Consider the following 22,806-nt stretch of genomic DNA (forward strand, 5'->3'; position numbering starts at 1 on the left):
CTTATTTCCTTGTCGTTGCTGAAAACGTGAGTTGTTGAATATGTTGCGCTACGTTATCCGATAATGACTCGATTATCGGCCTCAATGCGCACTGAAAACCATGACTCGTATCTAACCGAGATAATAATACTTGTGTATTTTTATCAATCACCTGCGCGCTATCGAGGCTGAGTGTTTGCAGCGCCATTGTCTGGCCAAACGCCGCCAAGATCCGCGCTTGCACGGGGCTAACCATTTGCTCCGGCGCACCATGCGTATTATCGAGTACCCATCTAACTAACCAAAGTAAATATTCGATGCGGGCAGCAAAGTCGACACAGCATTGTTTTTCATCCTCCAAACCAAAACTGAGCTCTTTGGCATAACAAAGTGCCTCCAATGCCTTGAGCTTTTCTGTGGATAATGTCAGTGCCAAAGGGAGCTGATAAGTGCGAGTTATCAGTACAAAGGTTGCCAAGGTTCTTGCCGACAAAGCTTGATTGCTACGGGCTAACATCGCGAGCGCCAAGTCGTGAAACCCTAAGGAACTCAAGCGATAAAAGCTAATCATCACAATGGTTTCATCTATCGGTTCCAACTGTTTTTTGCTTGGCACAGATTGCATTTGGGCAAATAAGGCAACAAAACGCGGGTATAACTCACTGCAATGGCCGATATGATCGGCTGCTTCCCATACCAGAATATTCGCGGCGGGGTGACACCTGTAGGTTTCAAGCAGATTGATAATCCCAGCGTAATCCTGCTGCTGTCCTAAACGCTTGAGCATTGGCACATAACGACACTCAGCCCAACGAATTCTAAATAAGTTCAAACAGAAATAACCGACAAACAAGCCAAATAATAAGCCTGCGACGCCAAAGCCAACGTCCAGTTTGGCGCGATCGCGGGTTAATTCAAGATTGGCGCTCGCCCGTGTTGGTGCATCAGGCAAGTAGCTCACAGCACTTTGCGCATAGTTGGGCACTAATGCCCCCGGCGTATCATCCTGCGGCGAGACTAATTGATAAGTTGCACGGCAATCCACACCATCGAGATCCCACTGACGAATTTCCTCGCCCTCGGCGGTGTGATACTCCACCAAACACATCAATCTTTGGCGAGACATGCCGTTCGAACCTCGTTCACTCCGATACTCAGTGTCAATCACTCGGCCAATGGCGACAGCACCACGTTCTTCAAGTTGATTGACCAACGACCACTTTTGCACGCCTTCCCACAGAAATAAGGCGGCAAAACTAAAAAGCAGCAGAGGGATACAGATTAAGAGTATTTCTAACCACCCCAAAAAACGAGTGGAGGTACTCGAGGTTAATTGACTAGGATTCACCAACACGCCAGAACGTCCTTATCATTCCATGATATTTAAGGCATTGAATATCTATCTTTATTGTGCCTAAAGCGGGCGCTATTGTAGCAGCTTATGAAGAGAAATCAGAAAATGCTCACAGTTTATTGTAAAGACACTATGAGACTCACTGTCTTCAAGCTTTAGCGTGCTATTCTAAGCCTCCATTGCGCTGTTTAAAGGAGTAACAGTATGACTCGTCCTATTATTCTGGATTGCGATCCTGGCCATGATGACGCCATTGCGCTCATTTTAGCCCTCGCCCATCCAGAGCTCGTTCCACTCGCCGTCACCACCAGCGCGGGTAACCAAACCCCCGATAAAACGCTTAATAACGCCCTGCGGATCTTAACCTTATTAAATCGCAGTGATATTCCGGTCGCGGGCGGTGCGGTTAAACCCTTAAGCCGTGAGTTAATCATTGCCGATAATGTCCACGGCGAAACCGGACTTGACGGCCCAGTATTACCAGAACCCAGCTTTACGCCACAAAGCATCAATGCCGTTGAGTTGATGGCGCAGCAGCTGCGTCAAAGTGATAAGCCCGTGACATTGGTTCCCACAGGGCCACTTACCAATATCGCGCTATTACTTGCAAGCCACGCCGAGTTACACGCCAAGATCGAACGCATTGTATTGATGGGTGGTGCAGCGGGTGTCGGCAATTGGACACCTGCCGCCGAGTTTAATATTTTTGTCGACCCAGAAGCCGCCGATATCGTGTTTAAATCCGGCATTCCCATTACCATGTGCGGCCTCGATGTAACACATCAAGCACAGATCATGGATGAAGATATCGAACGTATTCGTGCGATTCCCAACCCTGTGGCTAAATGTGTCGCCGAGTTACTGGATTTCTTTATGATTTATCATAGGGATCCAAAATGGGGATTTGTGGGTGCGCCGCTGCACGATCCCTGCACTATTGCTTGGCTACTCAAACCTGAACTGTTTGATGCCCAAGACTGTCGAGTAGAGATTGAAACCCAGAGCGAATTAACGCTGGGGATGACGGTAGTCGACCGCTATCAGCTTACGGCTAAACCTGCGAATGCCACAGTACTGTTTGGACTCGACAGACAAGGCTTTGTTGACTTGTTAGTTGACAGCTTAGCGGCCTACACTCCAACGTATCTCAACCGCAGATGACACTAAGGTGAACCTTCCATGAGCCATATTCTTGTTATCGGCAGTGCCAACGCCGATCATGTCATGAATTTTGAGTATTTGCCCGCTCCCGGACAAACCCTAAAAAGCCGAAGTTATCGGCTAGAACATGGTGGCAAGGGCGCAAATCAGGCCGTCGCTTGCGCTCGCCTGTGTCTGCCCGATTCTCGTGTGGATTTTATTTGCTATGTAGGCCAAGACGGTATCGGTAATGAAATGCGCAATAGTTGGCTCAAGGACGGTATACAAGCTGATGGCATCACTCAAGTTGCCAATATGAGTACAGGTACAGCGATGATTTTTATCGCTGAAAATGGCGAAAACACTATTGGGATTGCCGCTGGGGCTAATGCCCACCTCAGCCCTGCCGAGTTAGAAAAACATTACGCCCTGTTTGCCAATGCGCAATACCTACTGATCCAACTCGAAACACCCACTGAGACGGTGAGTAATGCACTGCAAATGGCCAAACGTCTTGGTATCACCACTGTGCTTAATCCTGCGCCAGCGGCCACTCAGGAGCTGGACTACCTCAAATGGGTCGACATTATTACTCCCAATGAAACCGAGGCCGAAGCCTTAACGGGTATAGAGGTCAAGCATGAGGAAGATGCCAAACTCGCCGCCCAATGGCTACATCAACAGGGGATTGCGACGGTAGTGATCACCTTAGGCAGCAAAGGTGCATTTATCAGTAGCGCAGGCTTTACCGGGCTAATTCCGGCACTTGAAGTACAAGCCATAGATACAGTCGCCGCTGGTGATACCTTCAACGGTGCACTGGTTGTCGGCTTAAGTGAAGGTATGTCGATTGCCGCCGCCGTCGGCTTTGCCAATGCGGCATCGGCGATTACGGTTACCCGTGAAGGCGCACAACGCGCCATTCCCTACCGCAACGAAGTGCCGCGTTAATGCCTGATGAGTGCGGCAAATTGTCGCACTCAATCTCTTTCAATCAAAAGTTGTATATACATAATTTACATACCGAATTCATTCCCATTTAATGAATTCAACCTATGCTGAGCAGCGCATACTCGAGTCAAACGGCTCGATCCACCTTGTTCAGAATAAGGAAGTACCAGATGAAAGCGAAAAGCACCACTTTCCGTAACATGACTAGCGCAAGCCTACTCGGTCTAGGATTATTCGTCGCCAGCCAAGCGAGTGCTAACGAATGTGAACTCAAGATTGCTGCGACTGACGCAATGCAATTTGACACTAAAGAGCTATCTGTTCCTGCTACCTGTAAAGAAGTCACACTGACCCTAACGCACACTGGTACCCTGCCCAAAGCCGCTATGGGCCACAACTGGGTATTAACTAAAGCCGCAGATATGTCTGCCGTTGCGACCGATGGAATGAGTGCTGGTGCCGATGCAGCTTATGTTAAAGCCGGTGATACCCGTGTTATTGCTCACACTGCGTTAGTGGGTGGCGGTGAATCTACTTCGATAAAATTTAGTACTGCGGGCATGAGCCCAACTGAAGCTTACCAATTCTTTTGCAGCTTCCCAGGTCACTGGGCGATTATGCAAGGTAGCTTTAAAATTCAAGGATAATTCCATTGCCTAACAGCTACTTAGGGGAACACCTTAAGATGGCATAACAAAAAGCGGACCTTGGGTCCGCTTTTTGTTGAATGCAGATTGGCTCACAAGCCAGCTTGCCTTCGAGACTTTTGTTCCGAGATTTCTTCTGCGATTTATTCTTCGCCGAACTCGTCTTCATCATCAAAATCATCGGCGTCAGTTGCCGCTTCCGCTGCTAATGCAGCCGCTAATTTAGCCTTAGCTTGTTTCTCTGAGCGACGCTTATTACGCTCAACCAGTGTGCCTAAAAACACTTGCAGCTCGGCTTGACCCCAAGCTTGTGCCTCGGCCTCAGTCGCAAAACCATCATGGCTTTTCGACACAACCGTCTTAGTCGACGTCATACGACGAGTGATTTCCGTCTTCCAACCATTTTCAGCTTGAGTGACGCGAAAATCGTATTTTTTACCCTTGCTCATTCTGCTCTATTTCCTAAATGATGCTTGCCACGTTTGTCTTATCAAGCGATACAAACGCCATCATAAAACAAAAGGAGCGCAGTTTACTTGATTTCGGCACAGAAAGATCGCTTGCGAGAAAATTTTCATGCTTAGCACTTTCAAATAGCCGTAATAATCCCAAAAGTAACGCGACATGCTAGATGATTTTTCGCCCTAATCTTAGTCCTAAGCTCAGTATCAAGCTAGCGTAAAAGCGGCGGGCAAACGGTAACTTTTCTTGTTTTGATCATAAAACTGAACATATTTAGTCATCTAGCCATTTTAGAGTGTGAGGTGAATCCATTCACAAAAACTCAATCTAGGAAAGATGATGAAAACCTCTCCAATAACACGCTACATGCTATTTGCCACAACAGCTCTGCTTGCTGGCTGCAACAGTGATACTAAAGATAACGAGACCACAGCACCCACCACTCAAATGGTTGCGGCCCAAGTGGGTGAGCGGCCGCTGTTTCTGGTGCGCCAGATGCAAGACAGCACACTTAAAACCCGCTTAGCCCAGTGCGAAACCGATCATTTCTACCGTAGTGATTTTTCCATCGGTCATCGCGGCGCGGCGATGCAGTTTCCTGAACACACCAAAGAATCCTACCAAGCGGCTATTGATTCCGGCGCGGGTATCGTCGAGTGTGATGTGACCTTTACCGCCGATAAAGCCTTAGTCTGCCGCCACTCTCAGTGCGATCTCGCCAGCACGACCAATATTTTGGCCATTCCCGAACTTGCCAATAAATGCTCTGTGCCTTTTACGCCCGCCGATCCGTCCAATGGCATTGCCGCCACAGCAACCTGCTGTACCAGTGATATCACCCTTGCCGAGTTTAAAACCTTAAAGGGTAAGATGGAGGGCGAGAATCCCAAGGCCACCACTGTCGAGGAGTTTATGAATGGTACGCCTAAGTGGCGCACGGATTTATATGCTGGCAATGGCACCCTAATGACCCACGCCGAAAGCATTGAGATGTTTAAAAAAGCTGGTGTAAAAATGACGCCCGAGCTAAAAGCCGCGAGCGTAGCTATGCCCTTCGATGGTTTTACTCAGCAGCAGTACGCCCAGAAAATGCTCGATGAATATACAGCAGCAGGCGTCGATGCCTCACAGGTTTTTCCTCAATCCTTTATTTTGGATGACATTAAATATTGGGTCGCCAACGCGCCTGAATTTGCTAAACAGGCAGTATTTCTCGATGACAGGTACGATTATAACAACGCCTTCGATCCGCAAAATCCAGCGACTTGGTCACCCTCAATGGCGGATTTAAAGACCCAAGGCGTCGAAATTATCGCGCCGCCACTCTGGGTTTTAGTCGCCTTAGATGCGGATAAAAAAATCATTCCATCGGAATACGCTAAGGCTGCGAAAGCCTCGGGACTTAAGATCACCACATGGTCGCTGGAACGTTCTGGTTTATTAAAAAATGGTGGCGGCTTTTATTATCAAAGTATTACCGATGCCATTGATAATGAGGGCGATACCTACGAACTACTCGATGTGTTAGCTAAAGATGTGGGCGTGATTGGCGTGTTTTCGGACTGGCCAGCGACTGTGACTTACTATGCCAACTGCATGGATTTATAGGCCAAAACAATAGGCGCTATTTCAAAACCGAGAAACAAAAAAGCGTTAGCAAAAACTGCTAACGCTTTTTATTAACAGATTCTTTTTACTTAAAAAGATGCTGAATATTTTTTAAATCGCCCTTACCTTCGGCAATTTCTTCCGGCGTTAAACCCGTCACTTCATGTGGGAACACTAACCAGTCTTCAGAGGCATGGATATAGTAATCAGGCTTTAAAGGCACAGCGGTATTCTTTGGCTTGTAATAAGGGCAAGCGATACGAATGTCCTGCGGCATATTTAAGCGCATCAGTTGGCTTAACTTTTCCTTCAGCGCATGGATACTGCGGCCAGAGTCAAACACATCATCCACAATCAGTAAGCTATCGCTGGCATTGGCATTTTCAACAATGTAATGCAGACCATGTACTTTGATTTCTTTGCTTTGCTTGTCGGTACCAATACCGTAGTAAGACGAGGTACGCACGGCGATATGGTCGGTTTCAACCTTTTTAAAGTCGAAAAACTCTTGTACCGCGATCCCGATTGGAGCACCGCCACGCCAAATACCCACGATAAACTGCGGACGAAATCCACTCTCATAAACCTGTGAAGCTAATAGAAATGAATCTTCGAGCAGTTGCTGTGCGGTAACGAAATATTTTTCTGACATGACACCGATCCCCATCTTAATTATTGATTTTAGGCGACAAAGCGTAGCTTTTTACCTAGTAAGGTCTGTTCGGCGTCCAAAACACGAGAACAGCATTCTCTTTATAAGAGTCCTAGCAAGTGTAGGCAGCCGCCGAATTTTGGGAGCGAATTTTATACCAAAAAAAACCACCGTGCTGCAGTAATAGTAATAAGTTGTAGATTAACTGCGGTTTATTTTGCATTTTTAGGACAGAACTAACAAAAACGCGCAAAAAAAGGCCACCCAAAGGTGGCCAACAAGGAACGAGTACAAGCTCAACGCAAAGGATGGAGCTTAAGTTTGGCGCTTAAGTTAGCTCACTGGGTTGATAATATGTTCACCGACCTTAGTCATGGCGCTGTAGCTACGGCTGGTCGACTCTTCAAACTCCTTCGCCAGAATCGTGCTGACATAATGCCAGTCGCTACGCACCGCTTCCTTAGTGAAGGTTAAGGTCATAAAACCGCGATCTTTGAGGTTGGTGTATTTAAGATCCGGCACCAACTCGACAATTGCCGCCTCGGTTGCGGGGATCTGCTCCACAGGCAGATTTAAATAGTATTCCAATCCAGGGGATGATACTGAGCTTGTGGCAAACTCCACCCCAACACTATTACCGTTGACGTCTTTAAGCTCATTCGCCCAGGCGTTATGGGTGTCACCCGCGATCACCACTAGGTTGTGATTTTTCGATTTAGCCGTGCCTAAAATCACTTCTCTTTCATAGGCATAACCGTCCCATGCATCCAAATTATAAGGAATAGATGGCAGTTGCAGCAGGGCAATCACCTCTGGCGTTAACAAGGCTTGGTTGGCCTGTAAATACTGTAATTCTGCCGCCGTTAAGGTTGGATCATTTGCCGCTGCGCGGGCCGCTAACTTCGCCAGCGCACCAAGCATGGCGTATTGTGGAATGCTCATTTGCTGGGTGGCAATCGCGGCAGGTAGAGACATTTTGCCCATGAGGATCTGCTGACCCAACACCTGCCAAGTACCCGTGGCTTGCAATAAGGTGCCCTGTAACCAGAGCAACTGGGTTAAACCCAACATGGTGCGAGAGGTCGATATCACATCGGCGCGGAAACGCTCGCCATCGAAGGCGCCCGTGCTGGCATCCATATAGTCGGCATAGTCGAGCTGCTTATCACGGGCTAACACACGCGTATCGAGCATATGTAAGTCGACTAGATTACCGTAACTAAAGCTACGGTAAATCTCCTCATGGTTGCCCTCGCGCCATGGACGGATTGGCAGCCACTCGAAGTAAGCTTGCAACGCCGCTTCTTTGCGTGCCGCAAAAGTCCCTTCGCCTTCGTTATGATTCTCAGCGCCATCACGCCAAGTATCGTTTGCTACTTCGTGGTCGTCCCATACCGTAATAAAAGGCACTTTAGCATGCAGTTTTTGCAGGCTGGCATCGGTATGGTATTGGGCGTAACGGGTACGATAATCGCTAAGTGTTAGTAGCTCATTGGCGGGTAACACTTCTCGGCCAAGCTCTGCCGCATGTTCGCTGGCATAACCACCACGGGCATATTCGTAAATATAATCCCCAAGATGCACCACGGCATCGAGATCATCCTGTGCCGCTGCCAATTCATACACGTTAAAATAACCCGCAGGAAAGTTAGCGCAGGACATCACGGCTAACTTGACTGAACTCACCTCTCCCTCGGGTAAAGTGCGCGTTTTGCCCACGACAGAGGTTTTATCCGCCGTCATAAAGCGGTAGAAATAGGTTTGTCCCGCACGTAAACCGCGGGCATCAACTTTAACGGTGTAATCACGATTAGCATTAGTGACCATCTCCCCCGTGGTCACTAATTGGGAGAACGCTGCATCACTGGCGACTTGCCAGCTGACTTTTACATCCCCCACAGAATCCGGCGTCACACGGGTCCAAAGGATCACCGCATCCTGCGCTGGGTCACCACTGGCAACCCCATGTAAAAACTGTGCGGGCACAGAGTTATCATCATTACTGTCACTACACCCCATTAGGCCGTAGGAAATCACTGCGGCACCAATACCTTTGGCTGACATGGCTAAAAAATCACGACGAGTCACGGTTCGTTTCATTATTATTATTCCTTTCTAAGATGAGGGTTCACTGGTATGAGGTCTAATGAGGCCCCGATTGTGAGACATCACTGTTACACATTTGTGACATCTTTGTCAGCCTTTTATGATTTCTTTTAATTCATAGCCTTATACTGAATAGCGTACTTTATTTGTACAATACTGGCATAAGGCGCAATGAAGCTGCTAACATCGAATAAGAGGCAAATCGCTCAGATTTTGGCTCATGCTGAGTCAAACCAGAGCATTGTTAAAAAAGGAATTTAGGATGAAAGTCAGCGATATTATGAGCACAGAGGTCATCTGCATCAGCGATGGTGCGAGCCTTAAAGATGCCCACCATTTAATGCAAACCCGCGGCGTGCGCCATTTACCTGTTATTTCTGAAACCGACGGCACCTTAGTCGGTATTCTTACCCACAAAAAGATGATCGCCAGCGTATTATCTATGTTGAATAAATACGGCCAAGGCGCATTGGATCGCAAGGAACGTTACACCCCCATCGCCACTGTGATGGATAAAGATTGCCAATCTCTCACCCCTGATGAACCTTTAACCGTGGTAGTCGAATACTTTATCGGTAATAAACTCGGCTGTTTACCCGTAGTGGATAACAATAAGAAAGTATTGGGAATAGTCACCTCGTCCGACTTTATCAAGCTCTGTCGTACCCTGCTGCAACAGCAAGCTTAACCTCTAATACTCGCCCAATTCCTCGCCAGCTCTCGCAGAGCTGGCGAGTGTGCTTATTTCAACACTCCCAAGGACGCCTGTGGCCAAGTTATTAACCCAAGAGCAATTTATCCGCGCCTATGAATGCGCCGAATTAGGCTGTATCACCAACCATGACCGCCTCGCCCAATTGCTCGCCGATCCCGATTATGACGCTTTACATGAATACAGCGTCTACTTTGGTAAAGTGGCGACACAAATCACCTGTATCAGTGACTTACAAAGTATTGAGGAATTGCATTTTGTCGCGGGCAACCTGAATTGGGATGACCATGATCCCGATATGGTCAGGGCAATTATCGAACATCCACTCTGCGATGCGGGTACCGCCTTATTGCTCTACTGGTACGGACAAGGCTTTTATTACTCCACGCCACAGAGGCTCGACACGCCTTTTGGACAGCTATTCAAAACCATAACCAATAGATTTGTTGAGCGCAGCTATGCCAGTTATAAAATCCATTTTGACCCGATTAAAGAATGTTTTATGCCCTCACTAGAGGATGTATTGACGCGAGGATACCAAATTCCCGGTGCGCTTTTTGCCCCCTACAGCACGATGGAAATCGAAACCGATGCAGGGCACCCAAGGTATCTACAATTTAAAAATGAACTGCTGAAATCGGGTAAATGGGGCAACCAATAAGGGGTGACCTTTTAGGTTTAAGCTGAGGTTGCTGGCGGAATACGGGTAAAACGCTGCCAGCGACCCGAGCGCCAACGGTGCACCATAATCAAGCCTCGCACCCATTCATCGGCCGCAACAGCAAGCCAAGCGGCCAGCACGCCATAACCTAAATGCAGCCCAAAGAACCAAGCCAATAACACGCCAATTCCCCACATGCTAAACAGGCCAACCCGCACCGGAAACGCCACATCCCCCGCGCCTTTTAATGCCGAAATAATCACCAGATTGAAGACTCGGCCGGTTTCCAGCGCGATAGAGCCCAATAGCAGAAGTGCAGTAAGTTCAATCACTTTAGGATTTTCACTCAACCAACCCACAATGGTAAAACGCTGCCAATAAAAGGTTAACACTATGGCAAGGGAGACTATAAAGCCTACTAAGCAATACTTTTGCACCCGCACAGTGATCTCATCAAACCATTGTTTACCGACGTAGTAACCGGTTTGGATTTGCGCCGCCTGCCCCAATGCCACCGAAAAACAGTAAATAAAGCGACTGATATTCAAGCCATAGGTATAAGCCGTTAACGATAAGGTGCCCATCTGGCTGATAAAATAGATGATGGTCATCTGCGCCACATTGTAGGACAGCATTTCGCCCGCATTAAGCAAACCTATGCGCATCACGCTCCAATAGGTGCTGCGCGGCAATAATTTAAGTCGTTGCATTGGCAGCGGAATATGCTTACTGCGGATCACCGCCAGCATAATCAAGGCACCAATCATCTGGCTGGTCACAGTCGAAATCGCCACCCCAGTTACCCCATAAACCGGCAAACCAAAGGGAGAATAGAGGGCAATATAGTTACCGAGCACGTTCATCAATCCCGTGCTCAATGTGACCAACATAGCCGAGCGGGTAAAACCGTAACTACGTAAGATGGCAGCAAAGGCGATGTTCATCACCAGTCCGATACTTAAACTGCCGCAGATCAGCAGATAATCGTAACCATAGCCCGCAACCTTAGGCTCTAGCGCAAATAAACCGATAATGCCGTGGGCACTGAAAAACATCGCAGCGCCCATCACCACTGCTAAACCTAAACTTAAGGCCACGCTGGCGACACCAATATCGGTCGCCTGTTGGGTTCGCCCCGCACCGTTATTTTGGCTGATCAGAATACTGGCACCCGTGCTGACCATCATGGACATCACCATCATAAAAAACATCAATTGGGTGGTGAGTCCGACCGCCGCAACCGCATTATCGGAATAATGGCTCAGCATAAAAATATCGCTGATCCCGAGTAAGGATTGCAGCAAGGTTTCGATAAAAATCGGCCAAGTGAGGGCGACAATGCCCATGCGTTGTTGCAGGGTTTTAGCTGATGTGGCCACGTCCAATCCTTACCGCTGGAAGACAAGTGAAATAGCAATAACACGCCAAGGCTGGCGAGCGGTAATTTTCTTACATTTTTAGATTGTGCTCAATCCTTCATCAAACCTAAAACCTGCCCCTGCAACCGTATTCATTGGGCGAAGCTCAATACATAGGAGTCGCAATACATCAGCAATGACAAATCAATAAGCGTTAATCAATAACTGCTAATCAACTGAAATAGATGGCGTTAATTGCAAATCCCCCATGACACACTACCCTTTTCGTGATTGAGTCGATACACTTTGCCGACCACAAGGGGCGATAAACGCTCACCGAATATATTCAGGGAAACTGCACATGAGCCAACGCTATTTAGAAGACGGAATTAAACAATTGGTGAGCGAGTTTATCGCCGCAGGTTGCCCTTCGGTGCGCGAGCAAAGCCTTGAGGAGCGTCGCCAAGGCTATATCGCCAGCACAGTATTGGCTGGCGAGCCGGAAGCCGTATTTGAGGTCAAAACCTTATCCCTTGAGGGTATAGAATTAACCCTTTTTAAGCCCTCGGCGGATAACAACTTACCCGTGGTCATTTACTATCACGGCGGCTGTTTTGTTAGCGGCGGCATCGCTACTCATAATCAGCAACTGCGTAAAATCGCCAATGATTCCGGCGCATTAGTGGTGGCGGTTAGCTATCGTCTCGCCCCTGAGCATGTGTACCCAGCAGCCCATGACGATGCCTTCAATGCTGCCAATCTCGTACAGCAACATTGCCAGCAATGGGGCGGCGATAACACCAATATCACTCTGATGGGCGACAGTGCCGGCGGCCATTTAGCCTTAGTCACTTGCCTGCGGTTAAAAGCCAAAGGGCAATGGTTGCCTAAAAAACAAGTGCTTATCTATCCGATGTTGGATGCGACCGCCAAAAGCCAGAGTTATATCGACAATGGCGACAAGTACATTATCACCCGCGACACACTGCTCACAGGCTTTGATATGTACCTCGACTGGCATCCCAGAACCGACGTTGAAGCCAGCCCACTGCGTAGCCAGGATTTAGCAGGTTTACCCGAAACTCACATTATTACCGCCGAGTTCGATCCCCTGTTAGATGAGGGCGAACAGCTATTCCGTAACCTATTAGATGCAGGCGTCGATGCCCATTGCCGCCGCTATTTAGGGGTGATCCACGGCTTCTTCCAACTCGCTGGCGTCAGCCAATCGGCACGTGATGCCATGGTGCAAGTAACCCACATTATTCGCACTTAATCCTCACTAAGCCGCATGTCTAGATAAAAGCCATGCGGCGATTGAATCCATTCAACGAATAACCTATTGCATGATAACGCAATGATCTAACGGCGCTATTTCGCCTCTGGTCGACTCAGCTTGTAGATCACTTCTTTATGCTGCGGATACATCGCCAGCAAAGCTTCTTGGCTAAACAACTCAAAGTCATCGAAGGTAAAACCGGGTGATACCATACAGCCCACCAGCGAGAATCCATCTTGATTCATCGCCGAGCCAAAAATGCAGCCCTTAGGCACTAAAAACTGTGGTCTTTCGCCCGCAGCTAAATCAAGTCCTAACTGCGCCGTGGTCAGCTCGCCTTCGGGGGAAATCATATAAATCGTCAATGATTGCCCCGCATGGAAATACCACATCTCATCGGCCGTAAGTCGATGAAAATGCGACACTTCACCCGTTCGCAGTAAGAAATAAATACTGCTCCACAGCTGACGACTCGAATCGAAGGCCGAATCGGAGCGATAAGACGAACGGTAATATCCGCCTTCTACATGCTGCTCAAGCGCTAAATACTGAATAAAATCATCTGCCGTGTGCATGGCATTTCCTCGTTTTAAATGTTAATGCGCCAAAGTTTACACTCTCACCTAAATGGGATTAACCCTAATTATTTGCAGATCGAGGATTTGACCACAAAAACCACCTAAACTGATAAAGCTAGTCGACTATTCATCATATTGTTAACAATGCTGAACCCAAGTTTAAGGTTTGAATATCCACAAAAAAAAGCTAAATTCAAAACCAAATGACTGCCAATAATGACATTTGCAGTAGCAAGGATAATGAACACATAAAATGTGTCAGGGAGTAGATTTGATGATCAATGTTGAGCAAATCGCTTTAGTGCTGGACGCCCTACCCGATCCAGCGTTTATCCTTTCCCAAAGTGGCCGTTATATTGCGGTGTTTGGCGGTAAAGATGATCGTTATTACCATGATGGTAGTGGATTAGTCGGCCTATATATCAGTGACGTATTAAACGAAGAAAAAGCCAATTATTACCTCAGCATTATTGAACAAGCTTTAATAAGCCGTAAATTGCTCATCGAAGAATATGAGCTCAGTAACAAAGATATCAAAGGCTTACCTGAACAAGGCCCCACCGAACCTATTTGGTTTGAAGGGCGCATTCAGGCATTAGATTTTCTCGTCGATAATGAACCCGTGGTGCTATGGGTCGCCAGCAATATCTCCAAACGCCATCAGCTTGAAGTCCAGCTTCGGCAATTAAGCGATACAGACCAACTCACAGGACTATTTAACCGTCGCCGATTAGAGCGCGACTTAAACCTGCTGTTCGATACCTATAGTAGGCACCGCATTCCCGCCTCGATCTTAGTGCTCGATCTGGACAATCTAAAATTGATCAACGATCAACTTGGGCACCATGCGGGTGATAACGTCATCATGGCTGTGGCCGACACTTGCAAGCAGCAATTTCGCAAAACCGACAGTGCCTACCGTTTTGGTGGGGATGAGTTTGTCGTCGCCCTGCCCGGCGTTGAATACGATCAAGCCATAGTGTTTGCAGAATTTCTCTGCGATTGCTGCTTCAAAGCACTACAAAAACACGCCGTAAAAGGGCTCTTCGCCACCGTCAGTATTGGTGTCGCCACCATAGAGGCGAGCGATAAATCCTATGAAGACACCTTAAAACGCGCCGATGCCGCGCTCTATCAAGCCAAGCGGAATGGTAAGAATCGCGTTATCGCCAATAGTGCTTAAGGCTGTATATCCGTGGCAACGGCCATTAAAAAAGCGAACCTAGGTTCGCTTTTTTAATCATATCAAATACTTAATATTTACTATTAGTTCGCTGCTTTGGCCTTGCGGGCGGCGTGCAGTTTCTTATAGCTTTCAATTAAGCGTAAATGTGGCTCAATCCCTTCGAGCTGCATGCTGGTCTTAGTCAAGCCGCTGAAACGGACTTTACCAGTAACGCTGCCGACCACTTGTTCCATCACTTCCGCGCCAAACATGCGGGTAAAGTTATGGCTAAAGTCTTCGAGTTCAAGGTCTTCATCCAGTGTCACTTCCAGTACCGCGCTCATTGCTTGGAAGAACAGATTGCGCTTCACAGTATTGTCGTTAAATTGCAGGAACTCACCGACTAATTCGAGCGCCTCTTCATGCGCGCCGAGTGCTAGATAAATCAGGATCTTAAGTTCGATAATCGTTAACTTGCCCCAGACGGTATTTTCATCGAAGACGATACCAATCAGGGTACGAATATCGGTGTAGTTATCGAGCTGACTTTCCTCTAAACGATTGACTAGGTTAACCAATTGCTTAGTGCTTAGAGAATGCAGATTCAGAATATCTTCACGGTAATCCAGCGCTTTGTTGGTGTTATCCCAAATCAGGTCTTCAACTGGATAAACCTCAGAGTAATCAGGGACTAAAATACGGCAAGCCGATGCGCCTAACTGGGTAAATTCGGCAACATACACCTCTTTACCCAGCTCTTCTAAAATGCCGAATAAGCGGTCCGCTTCCTCTTCGTTGGTGCCGGAGAAATCCCATTCGCAGAACTCATAGTCATGCTTGCTGCTAAAGAAGCGCCAAGAGATCACCCCTGTTGAGTCGATAAAGTGCTCGACAAAGTTTTCTGGCTCGCTCACCGCCATGCTGTTAAAGGTCGGTTTTGGCACATCGTTTAAGCCTTCGAAGCTGCGACCTTGAAGTAATTCGGTTAGGCTGCGCTCCAATGCCACTTCAAAGCTTGGGTGGGCGCCGAAGGAGGCAAATACGCCGCCGGTTTTCGGGTTCATCAGCGTCACGCACATCACAGGGAACTGGCCGCCTAAGGAGGCGTCTTTCACCACCACTTGGAAGCCTTGTTCTTCTAAACCCTTAATGCCCGCAAGAATGCTTGGGTATTTTTCTAACACCGACATAGGCACGTCTGGCAGGACGATTTCCTGCTCGATGATTTGGCGTTTCACCGCGCGCTCGAATATCTCAGAGAGACACTGCACTTCGGCTTCTTTCAGGTTATTACCCGCGCTCATGCCGTTGCTTAAGAACAGGTTTTCAATCAGGTTTGATGGAAAGTACACAGTCTCGCCATCGGATTTACGGGTATAAGGAATCGCACAAATACCACGTTCACGATTGCCCGAGTTAGTGTCGATAAGATGCGAGCCACACAGCTCCTCATCGGGATTGTAAATCTCGAGGCAATAATCATCTAACAATCCCGCTGGCAGCGAATCGTCCTCTTCTAAAGCAAACCATTTTTCATTCGGGTAATGCACAAACTCGCTACTCGCGATCTCAACCCCAAAGAATTGATCGTTATAGAAGAAGTTATTGTTTAAACGCTCGATAAACTCGCCGAGGGCCGAGCACAGCGCGCTCTCTTTGGTTGCGCCTTTACCATTGGTAAAACACATGGGCGATGCGGCATCACGGATATGCAGTGACCACACATTGGGCACAATATTGCGCCATGAGGAGATCTCAATCTTCATCCCCAAATCGGCGAGCATCGCCGTCATATTGGCAATGGTCTGCTCCAGCGGTAAATCTTTGCCCAAAATATAGGTGCTGCTCTCTCCCGCGGGATGACCCATCAACATGGCATTGGCATCGGCATCGAGGTTTTCAACGGTTTCGATTCTAAATTCTGGGCCAGTCTGCACTACTTTTTTCACTGTGCAGCGGTCGATAGAGCGCAGAATACCTTCGCGGTCTTTATCCGAAATATCATCGGGCAATTCGACATTGATCTGGAAAATCTGGTTATAGCGATCTTCTGGGTCGACAATATTGTTTTGCGACAGGCGGATATTGTCCGTCGGAATATCGCGGGATTTACAATATACCTTCACAAAGTAGGCCGCACACAGCGCCGAAGAAGCTAAGAAGTAGTCGAAGGGACTCGGCGCCGAGCCGTCGCCCTTATAACGAATGGGCTGATCGGCCGTTACCGTAAAATCGTCGAACTTGGCTTCGAGTCTCAGGTTGTCGAGAAAATTAACTTTGATTTCCATTAGAATTTTTCCACTCAATATGCTCAAACGCGGTAATCGCATCCGTTACCGCACAGCATTGCCCTTGGGCGCTATCATCTGGGGGGAATTATCGGTGTTTTTCGACCATTAGTCTTGGGTTAATTATGTTAAAAAAACACCAGCGGGAGTTTTATGCAGTGAGCAGCAAGTAGAACAGTGGGATTTATTGCGGCATTGACTGTGGTTTGGCTAAGGATTAATGCTCAGCGTCGCCTTGCTTATCCGCCTCGCGCTTAACCAGTAGAAAGGTTAAATACATCTTGGTCGGCAGGGATAACGCCATGCCAACGGCAACGCATACGGCGCTGATAATAATCCCCTTAACACCCATGGCTTCGACACTTTCATTAAAGTTATGCAGATAAATGCCGAGCGCAATCAGGCACAGCCCTATGCTAATACAGATTTTTAAGAGGGTGATCAGCCTAGCATCCGTCATGGTTTACGCCGCCATTTATAAAATTTGGCTGTAAGCGGTTAATGAACCAGTGAAGCCCTACTCAATTCCACTGAGATCAACATTCCATGGCATCAGATCCGACATATCATCGGCGATTGAACGCTTTGGCAACTCCGTGAACAGGTGCCGGAAGTAATAATAGGGGTTGATGTCATTCGCCCGACACGTCATGACCAAGCTATACAGATTGGCACTGGCTTTCGCACCACCGACTGACGTTGAGAACATCCAGTTTTTTCGCCCCGTCGTGAACGGCCGGATATCCCGCTCTGTCACATTGTTGTCGATGCTGATATGTCCATCTTCCAGGTAGGTCAGCAGCTTAGGCCACTGATTCTTGGTGTAGGTGATGGCCTGGCCTAATGCTCCTTTGGGCAGCACATTCAGGCTATCGAGCCACGCTTTGAAGTCATTCAATATGGGGAGGCTTTCTTGCATCCTCAGCTGTTGGCGGGCTTCGGCCGACAGCGTTTTGGCTCGCTTTTCTATCCCATACAGTTTGGCGATAAAGGCCAGGGCCTTTTCGGGTTTCCCTGCCTTTTTCGAAGGGGATGCCTTTTGAGCATCGGTGAACTTGCGGCGCACATGCGCCATGCACGCGGCTTGAGTGACACCGTCTACCGTGTCATACGCACTGTAACCATCTGACAACAGATAACCATGGTAATCACCAAGGAATTCGCGCACACAAGCGCCTGCTCGGCTGGGGTGATAGTCGTAGATGACGACGGGATTGGGGGTGAACTCGCCGCTGCGATAAACCCACATATAGGATTTGGACTGGGCCTGTCTGTCTTCTTCTCTGAGCACTTGCACCGTGGTTTCATCGGCGCAGATGAGGGATTCTTTTAGGAGCTGCGCTTTCATTGCATCGATAATGACCTGCACTTTACTGCCAAGCTGCACACACCAGTTGGCCAAGGTGGCGCGACTAATATCTATACCCGAGCGGTTCAGGATATCTACCTGACGGTAGAGCGGCAGTGCATCGACGTATTTGGCGGTGACCACGGCGGCGAAGGCCTCGGCACTGCCAAGGCTTTTAGGGAGCATACTCGCCGGTTTTGGAGCTGTGACCACTTTGCTGGTTTCGGCTGTTTGCTCGCAGTGGCGACAAGCATATTTGGTGCGCTCATGGCGAATGACACTCACTCGCTGAGGTAGGATTTTCAGGGTTTCGCTGATTTCCTTACCGCATTCATGTAAAGGCGCATCACAGCAGTCGCAATACGGCGCATTTAAGGTATGGGTTTGCACCTCGCGTTCAAGGTCAGCAGGCAGCGGTTTACGACCCGTTTTTCTGCGCTCTTTAGGTGAGGAAGGCAACGCGTTTTGCTGTTCAGCTTCGTTGAACGTTCCTTTGGCGACTTTTTCGCTTTGGGCAGCGAAGCGTTTGGATTTGCTGAGGTTGAGCTGCTCAACGAGCAATTGCACCTGCGTTTTGAGGGCGGCGACTTCCTCCTCTTTGGCCTGCAACAATGCATCCTTGGCAAGAAGCATGGCCTTGAGTTGTTCTATATCATCGGGGTAGTCGGTCACTGGGCATCATCTACAGCATTGTATGGTGCCCAGTGTGACGGTTAAAAAGGATCGTTCAAGTGCAAAATTACGATCAGTGTCTAGCATCACACTTCTAGCCCATTTAAAGGCCGATGGGCTTTGTTGTTCTCGAGTGACAGCCCAGAGAGCAACCAGTGAAGTTGCGGTTTGCTGATGACAATCACGCCCTGGGAATTCGGGCGAGGCCATTTGAAGGTACCGTTCTCCAAACGGCGATAGTAAAGCCAAAACCCGTTGGTATCCCAAAACAAGATTTTGAGTTTATCGCGTCCGCGATTACAGAATATAAACCAGGCCTCGCTGAACGGGTCCATGTCGAGTTGTTCGGCGACAATGAGCGACAGACCATCGATAGACTTTCGCATGTCGGTGACACCGGAGACCAGAAAGACCTTGCCGGAGGGAGTCATTGCAAGGCATCCACCCAGTGTTTGATCTGAGCGGTACTCAGTGTTGTTGGTAATTCAGCGCGAATACCATTGGCAAAAGTAATGATCACCGACTCAGCCTTCGTCTCTTCATATTCATTGAAAATAATAGGCTGAAGTGTTTGCGTTGCGTCAGGAGAACGCAATCGCTTAGACCAATAGTAGAAGGTTTGATAACTGATGCCGCTGTCTGCACAGAATTGCTTGATGGAAAGCGTGCTTTGTTTTTGTTGCTCAACAACTGTTGCCCAATGGGCGCGCTTTTGCTCTTGGTTCATAGTGCCTCCGATGAAAAAGGCACTATGTCAAAGTATTGGTATTATCCGTCATTCCGCAGCTAATTCCAGAATTTAAATAGTGTGATCTGGCGATCAGCTTTTCATAAAAACTACGACACCATCTTGACCGCGATCGACAGTTTTGATCTATTACTGCTATTTGACGGTCTCAAAATATGTCTACCCATCCTGTTATTAAACGCTTAGATCACCTTGGTCTCATTGCCGCCTTTTGTCACGAAATTGGCCTGCCACGGATGATAGATGCCGTTATCCCAAAATATTCTGACCACAATGTTTCTCATGGTGACGCGGTATTGGCCATGCTCCTAAATGGACTTGGCTTTCATAGCAGAACACTGCACATGTTCTCGGACTTTTTTAAGACCAAGCCTGTATCTAAGCTACTCGCCAAAGACATTGAAGCACACCACCTGACTGATGATGTACTAGGCCGCACATTAGATGCTCTATACGAAGCCGATGTCTCAGCGCTCTATCAGGTTATTGCTGAGCGTGTTGTTGATAAACTGGGCTTGACGACCGATTCTGTTCATCTTGATATCACTAGCTTCCACGTTGATGGTGAGTATGCACAAGATGAAAACACCAACGTGATTAAGCTTGTAAGAGGTTATAGTCGGGATCATAGGCCAGAGCTTAACCAAGTCGTGCTTGAACTCATCTGTGAAAACCAAGCAGGTATTCCTGTTTACATGCAAGCACTGAGTGGTAACACCAATGATGCCAAGGCATTCGCTGAAGTCACTAAAAGACACATACATTGCCTAAAAGCCGCGCAAAATAGTCGTTACTTTATCGCTGATGCCGCTTTGTACACCGAAGAAAGCATCTCCTCGCTAGATGAGCAAAATCAAAAATTCATTACCCGTGTCCCCATGACCATCAAGCTCGCAAAACAAGCACTACTTGCGCTAGAGCCAGAGCAATTAAGCACTATCGGTCATGGCTACTCAGGATGTTGGATAGACTCGGATTACGGAAAGGTCAATCAACGTTGGTTGCTCGTTCACAGTGAACAGGCCACCAAGCGGGAAGAAATCACTTTCTTCAAGAACTTAGAGAAAAACATAGCAAAAGAAATCAAAGCGTTGGAAAAGCTAAGTAAAAAACCATTCGCTTGTGAAGTTGACGCAGAATTAGCGTTTAACGATTTCAAGAAACAATGTGACTTACTTGGGTTTGAACAAGGCACTCTCATCAAACAGCCGACTTACTCTCATTCGGGCCGCCCAAAGACAGATGAAGCACCGACAGGATACCAATACTTTATCGAAGCCGCCCCCTTCACCGACCTAGAAAAAGTAAAACTGGCTAAGCTCAAAGTAGGCATGTTTATCCTCGCGACGAATGACACCGACAATGAAGCACTCACCATGGCGGCTCTTCTAGCACATTACAAATCGCAACAAAAAGTCGAGCGCGGCTTCCGTTTTCTAAAAAGCCCTGAGTTTTTAACCTCTTCCATCTTCTTGAAAAAGCCTGAGCGCATTGAAGCGTTGCTAATGATAATGACGTTGAGCTTGCTTGTTTACGCTAGTTTAGAACACAAAATCAGAGAACAACTCGCACAAACCGAAGCGTTCTTCCCAAGTATGGTAAAGAACAAGACGACCTCCAGACCGACGGCACGTTGGGTCTTCTTGCAATTCGAAGGCATAGATACGCTAGAGATTAACGGCCAAAGGTTCATCACTGGACTTCAAGATCACCAAACACAACTACTCAAATTACTCGGTAGATTCTATGAGGTAGTTTATTCCTAAATTAGCTGCGGAATGTCGGGTTAAAAATTCGGGACTTTTCAGAAACCTAAAACCACGCTCGACATTCTGCTGGGCTTTATAGGTAGCCAACAGCTCAGCCATGGTGAGCGTTTCACTGTGATCATTGGTCGCGAGGATGAACACCCCTGTCTGGTTGCGCGCCTCAGCCACCCGCGCCAAGCTACTTGCGGCTAACCCCTTGATGTGAAATTGGTAGTTCACCGGCATTTCACCCTTTTGGGGCCTTCCGCGCCCTGCATAGATAGGTTCACTCACGACTTCTGCTTCTAGTTGCAGCAGATTTAAGCTGACAGCAAAACGGGCTAATTCAGCCTGCGCATCGGTCTCGCAGGCAAAACGCTGGGCACATAATTTGTTGAAGGCTTTCAGTTCACGCGTGCTGTCTTTCAGTAGGTTTTTGGCTAATGTTTGCTGCTCACGGTGGCTGGCCTGTTCGCTGCGCACCAGCAACCAACGCTGCGCGACGTCGGCATAATTGGCGCTTTGCCAACAGCCATGATAGCCATTGCCCAGCGCAACCAGCGACTGGGTGCCAATGGTTGCCACGGCTCGCTTGGCTTCATTGAGGGTGACAGGCACACGAGTCACGAACAACTGTTGCTGTTGTGCCAGTAGTTGCAAGGTGTCGGCGCAATACAGCGCCGCATCGCCGACCAGATAACGACTCTCCTGCGCGGCCTTGAGACTGCTCAAGTGGCGCCGTACCGTCTGGGCAAAGGCCTTGGTATCATTAATATTACCACTCAAGGCTTGCATGTAGATGGGCAGGCCGGCCTGATTTTCACAGATAAGCTCCAGGATAACCTGGTTTAGCTCTGGCCGATGGTCGCGGCTATAGCCCCGTACCAATTGCAACTTACCGAGCTGCTCGCCATCGGCTTGGTCATAGGCGCCATCGACGTGGAAGCTGGTGATATCGAGGTGTACTGCAGTACTTTTGAGCCCCAATCGTTCAACGACCTGCTCCGCCATCACCTGATAAAGCGTGCTGACATCGGCCTCAAAGAGGGCATCAAGGCAGCGGCCGAGCACATCATCATTGAGGTCATCGGCACAGATCCCCGGGCCAATCAGGCGTTCTACAGGCTTGTTGGCAAAGAATTGCGGGAACATGTGCAAGGTCGAACTATGAAAGCCAAGACCGTTCAGTATCATCGCCACCAACGCTTCACCATGTGAGACTTTGTAGGGCGGCGTTTTGGGTAGCACCGCATCAATCATGCGAGCAATGCCGAGTTCTTGGCAAAGTGCAGCGACCAAACCAAGGTGGTCGAGGTTACGGATAGAGATAGCGGGAGCGGCCATGATGAA

20 protein-coding genes and 1 pseudogene are annotated in these 22,806 nt (G+C 48.2%); 9 read left to right on the forward strand and 12 right to left on the reverse strand.

All coding sequences use genetic code 11. The features are described from left to right. Position 1: 1 nt before the first annotated feature. The gene (locus FJD32_RS19070) at positions 2-1,333 is read right to left on the reverse strand and encodes a DUF3592 domain-containing protein (protein WP_088586122.1); all 1,332 of its coding nucleotides are present in this window, start codon (positions 1,331-1,333) and stop codon (positions 2-4) included. A gap of 204 nt (positions 1,334-1,537) precedes the next feature. Here FJD32_RS19070 and rihA point away from each other — a divergent pair, with 204 nt between their 5' ends. From rihA to azu, 3 genes are all read left to right on the forward strand, one after another. After that, positions 1,538-2,494, forward strand: coding sequence for a pyrimidine-specific ribonucleoside hydrolase RihA (gene rihA / locus FJD32_RS19075; RefSeq protein ID WP_037414420.1), 957 nt, complete (start codon positions 1,538-1,540; stop codon positions 2,492-2,494). 18 nt (positions 2,495-2,512) lie between these two features. Beyond that, entirely contained in the window at positions 2,513-3,424 is a 912-nt protein-coding gene (rbsK, locus tag FJD32_RS19080) for a ribokinase (RefSeq protein ID WP_088586123.1), read from the forward strand. A gap of 170 nt (positions 3,425-3,594) precedes the next feature. Next, entirely contained in the window at positions 3,595-4,071 is a 477-nt protein-coding gene (gene azu / locus FJD32_RS19085) for an azurin (protein ID WP_055648145.1), read from the forward strand. Positions 4,072-4,214: 143 nt separating this feature from the next. Here azu and FJD32_RS19090 read toward each other — a convergent pair whose 3' ends face one another. Further along, the gene (locus FJD32_RS19090) at positions 4,215-4,520 is read right to left on the reverse strand and encodes a DUF3622 domain-containing protein (protein ID WP_037414426.1); all 306 of its coding nucleotides are present in this window, start codon (positions 4,518-4,520) and stop codon (positions 4,215-4,217) included. Between the two features lie 352 nt (positions 4,521-4,872). Between FJD32_RS19090 and FJD32_RS19095 the strand changes: the two genes are divergently transcribed. Beyond that, positions 4,873-6,141 carry a glycerophosphodiester phosphodiesterase family protein gene (locus tag FJD32_RS19095; RefSeq protein ID WP_088586124.1) on the forward strand — a complete coding sequence of 423 codons (1,269 nt, stop codon included), beginning with the start codon at positions 4,873-4,875 and terminating at the stop codon, positions 6,139-6,141. A gap of 85 nt (positions 6,142-6,226) precedes the next feature. Here the strand turns inward: FJD32_RS19095 and FJD32_RS19100 are convergent, their stop codons facing one another. Continuing rightward, the gene (locus FJD32_RS19100; protein WP_011624046.1) at positions 6,227-6,793 is read right to left on the reverse strand and encodes a phosphoribosyltransferase family protein; all 567 of its coding nucleotides are present in this window, start codon (positions 6,791-6,793) and stop codon (positions 6,227-6,229) included. Between the two features lie 333 nt (positions 6,794-7,126). Then, the gene (locus FJD32_RS19105; protein ID WP_140907305.1) at positions 7,127-8,893 is read right to left on the reverse strand and encodes an alkaline phosphatase D family protein; all 1,767 of its coding nucleotides are present in this window, start codon (positions 8,891-8,893) and stop codon (positions 7,127-7,129) included. A 268-nt stretch (positions 8,894-9,161) separates the two neighbouring features. Here FJD32_RS19105 and FJD32_RS19110 point away from each other — a divergent pair, with 268 nt between their 5' ends. Both FJD32_RS19110 and FJD32_RS19115 read left to right on the forward strand, forming a co-directional pair. After that, the gene (locus tag FJD32_RS19110) at positions 9,162-9,587 is read left to right on the forward strand and encodes a CBS domain-containing protein (protein WP_069453544.1); all 426 of its coding nucleotides are present in this window, start codon (positions 9,162-9,164) and stop codon (positions 9,585-9,587) included. A 79-nt stretch (positions 9,588-9,666) separates the two neighbouring features. Then, entirely contained in the window at positions 9,667-10,272 is a 606-nt protein-coding gene (locus FJD32_RS19115; protein ID WP_088586126.1) for a DUF4274 domain-containing protein, read from the forward strand. A gap of 17 nt (positions 10,273-10,289) precedes the next feature. On the opposite strand, the gene FJD32_RS19120 is transcribed toward FJD32_RS19115, so the two are convergent. Then, positions 10,290-11,651, reverse strand: a complete 1,362-nt coding sequence (locus tag FJD32_RS19120; protein WP_088586127.1) for an MATE family efflux transporter — start codon at positions 11,649-11,651, stop codon at positions 10,290-10,292. Positions 11,652-11,991: 340 nt separating this feature from the next. Here FJD32_RS19120 and FJD32_RS19125 point away from each other — a divergent pair, with 340 nt between their 5' ends. Continuing rightward, positions 11,992-12,906 (forward strand): alpha/beta hydrolase, encoded by a 915-nt coding sequence (locus tag FJD32_RS19125; protein WP_088586128.1) that lies wholly within the window; start codon positions 11,992-11,994, stop codon positions 12,904-12,906. Positions 12,907-13,001: 95 nt separating this feature from the next. Here FJD32_RS19125 and FJD32_RS19130 read toward each other — a convergent pair whose 3' ends face one another. Then, entirely contained in the window at positions 13,002-13,484 is a 483-nt protein-coding gene (locus tag FJD32_RS19130; protein WP_088586129.1) for a cupin domain-containing protein, read from the reverse strand. A 277-nt stretch (positions 13,485-13,761) separates the two neighbouring features. On the opposite strand from FJD32_RS19130, the gene FJD32_RS19135 reads away from it, so the two are divergent. Further along, positions 13,762-14,670 (forward strand): GGDEF domain-containing protein, encoded by a 909-nt coding sequence (locus FJD32_RS19135; protein ID WP_069453549.1) that lies wholly within the window; start codon positions 13,762-13,764, stop codon positions 14,668-14,670. A gap of 83 nt (positions 14,671-14,753) precedes the next feature. Here FJD32_RS19135 and FJD32_RS19140 read toward each other — a convergent pair whose 3' ends face one another. The 5 genes from FJD32_RS19140 to FJD32_RS19160 all read right to left on the reverse strand — a co-directional run bounded on the left by FJD32_RS19140 (position 14,754) and on the right by FJD32_RS19160 (position 19,687). Beyond that, entirely contained in the window at positions 14,754-16,940 is a 2,187-nt protein-coding gene (locus FJD32_RS19140; RefSeq protein ID WP_088586130.1) for an OsmC domain/YcaO domain-containing protein, read from the reverse strand. A 217-nt stretch (positions 16,941-17,157) separates the two neighbouring features. After that, a complete protein-coding gene (locus FJD32_RS19145) occupies positions 17,158-17,400 on the reverse strand; it encodes a hypothetical protein (RefSeq protein WP_088586131.1) in 243 nt (80 codons plus the stop codon). 57 nt (positions 17,401-17,457) lie between these two features. Next, positions 17,458-18,960, reverse strand: coding sequence for an IS66 family transposase (locus tag FJD32_RS19150; RefSeq protein ID WP_088585867.1), 1,503 nt, complete (start codon positions 18,958-18,960; stop codon positions 17,458-17,460). Positions 18,961-19,046: 86 nt separating this feature from the next. Then, positions 19,047-19,391, reverse strand: a complete 345-nt coding sequence (tnpB, locus tag FJD32_RS19155) for an IS66 family insertion sequence element accessory protein TnpB (RefSeq protein WP_088585868.1) — start codon at positions 19,389-19,391, stop codon at positions 19,047-19,049. Continuing rightward, entirely contained in the window at positions 19,388-19,687 is a 300-nt protein-coding gene (locus FJD32_RS19160) for a hypothetical protein (protein ID WP_088585869.1), read from the reverse strand. The genes tnpB and FJD32_RS19160 overlap by 4 nt, the downstream gene beginning before the upstream one ends. 176 nt (positions 19,688-19,863) lie before the next feature. On the opposite strand from FJD32_RS19160, the gene FJD32_RS19165 reads away from it, so the two are divergent. Then, positions 19,864-21,474, forward strand: coding sequence for an IS1634-like element ISSpu7 family transposase (locus FJD32_RS19165; RefSeq protein WP_011787758.1), 1,611 nt, complete (start codon positions 19,864-19,866; stop codon positions 21,472-21,474). A gap of 18 nt (positions 21,475-21,492) precedes the next feature. Here FJD32_RS19165 and FJD32_RS19170 read toward each other — a convergent pair. After that, a pseudogene (locus tag FJD32_RS19170) lies at positions 21,493-22,800 on the reverse strand (IS1634-like element ISShes12 family transposase); the annotation flags it as partial. Positions 22,801-22,806 lie beyond the last annotated feature (6 nt).

Source organism: Shewanella sp. LC6 (assembly GCF_006385735.2).
GTDB lineage: Bacteria > Pseudomonadota > Gammaproteobacteria > Enterobacterales > Shewanellaceae > Shewanella > Shewanella xiamenensis.

Coding starts and splice junctions, on each gene's coding strand:
- FJD32_RS19095 (WP_088586124.1), top strand. CDS start 4,873: ATGAAAACCTCTCCAATAACACGCTACATGCTATTTGCCACAACAGCT.
- FJD32_RS19100 (WP_011624046.1), bottom strand. CDS start 6,793: ATGTCAGAAAAATATTTCGTTACCGCACAGCAACTGCTCGAAGATTCA.
- FJD32_RS19160 (WP_088585869.1), bottom strand. CDS start 19,687: ATGAACCAAGAGCAAAAGCGCGCCCATTGGGCAACAGTTGTTGAGCAA.
- FJD32_RS19140 (WP_088586130.1), bottom strand. CDS start 16,940: ATGGAAATCAAAGTTAATTTTCTCGACAACCTGAGACTCGAAGCCAAG.
- FJD32_RS19135 (WP_069453549.1), top strand. CDS start 13,762: ATGATCAATGTTGAGCAAATCGCTTTAGTGCTGGACGCCCTACCCGAT.
- rihA (WP_037414420.1), top strand. CDS start 1,538: ATGACTCGTCCTATTATTCTGGATTGCGATCCTGGCCATGATGACGCC.
- FJD32_RS19125 (WP_088586128.1), top strand. CDS start 11,992: ATGAGCCAACGCTATTTAGAAGACGGAATTAAACAATTGGTGAGCGAG.
- FJD32_RS19090 (WP_037414426.1), bottom strand. CDS start 4,520: ATGAGCAAGGGTAAAAAATACGATTTTCGCGTCACTCAAGCTGAAAAT.
- FJD32_RS19110 (WP_069453544.1), top strand. CDS start 9,162: ATGAAAGTCAGCGATATTATGAGCACAGAGGTCATCTGCATCAGCGAT.
- FJD32_RS19165 (WP_011787758.1), top strand. CDS start 19,864: ATGTCTACCCATCCTGTTATTAAACGCTTAGATCACCTTGGTCTCATT.
- FJD32_RS19145 (WP_088586131.1), bottom strand. CDS start 17,400: ATGACGGATGCTAGGCTGATCACCCTCTTAAAAATCTGTATTAGCATA.
- tnpB (WP_088585868.1), bottom strand. CDS start 19,391: ATGACTCCCTCCGGCAAGGTCTTTCTGGTCTCCGGTGTCACCGACATG.
- FJD32_RS19130 (WP_088586129.1), bottom strand. CDS start 13,484: ATGCACACGGCAGATGATTTTATTCAGTATTTAGCGCTTGAGCAGCAT.
- FJD32_RS19105 (WP_140907305.1), bottom strand. CDS start 8,893: ATGAAACGAACCGTGACTCGTCGTGATTTTTTAGCCATGTCAGCCAAA.
- rbsK (WP_088586123.1), top strand. CDS start 2,513: ATGAGCCATATTCTTGTTATCGGCAGTGCCAACGCCGATCATGTCATG.
- azu (WP_055648145.1), top strand. CDS start 3,595: ATGAAAGCGAAAAGCACCACTTTCCGTAACATGACTAGCGCAAGCCTA.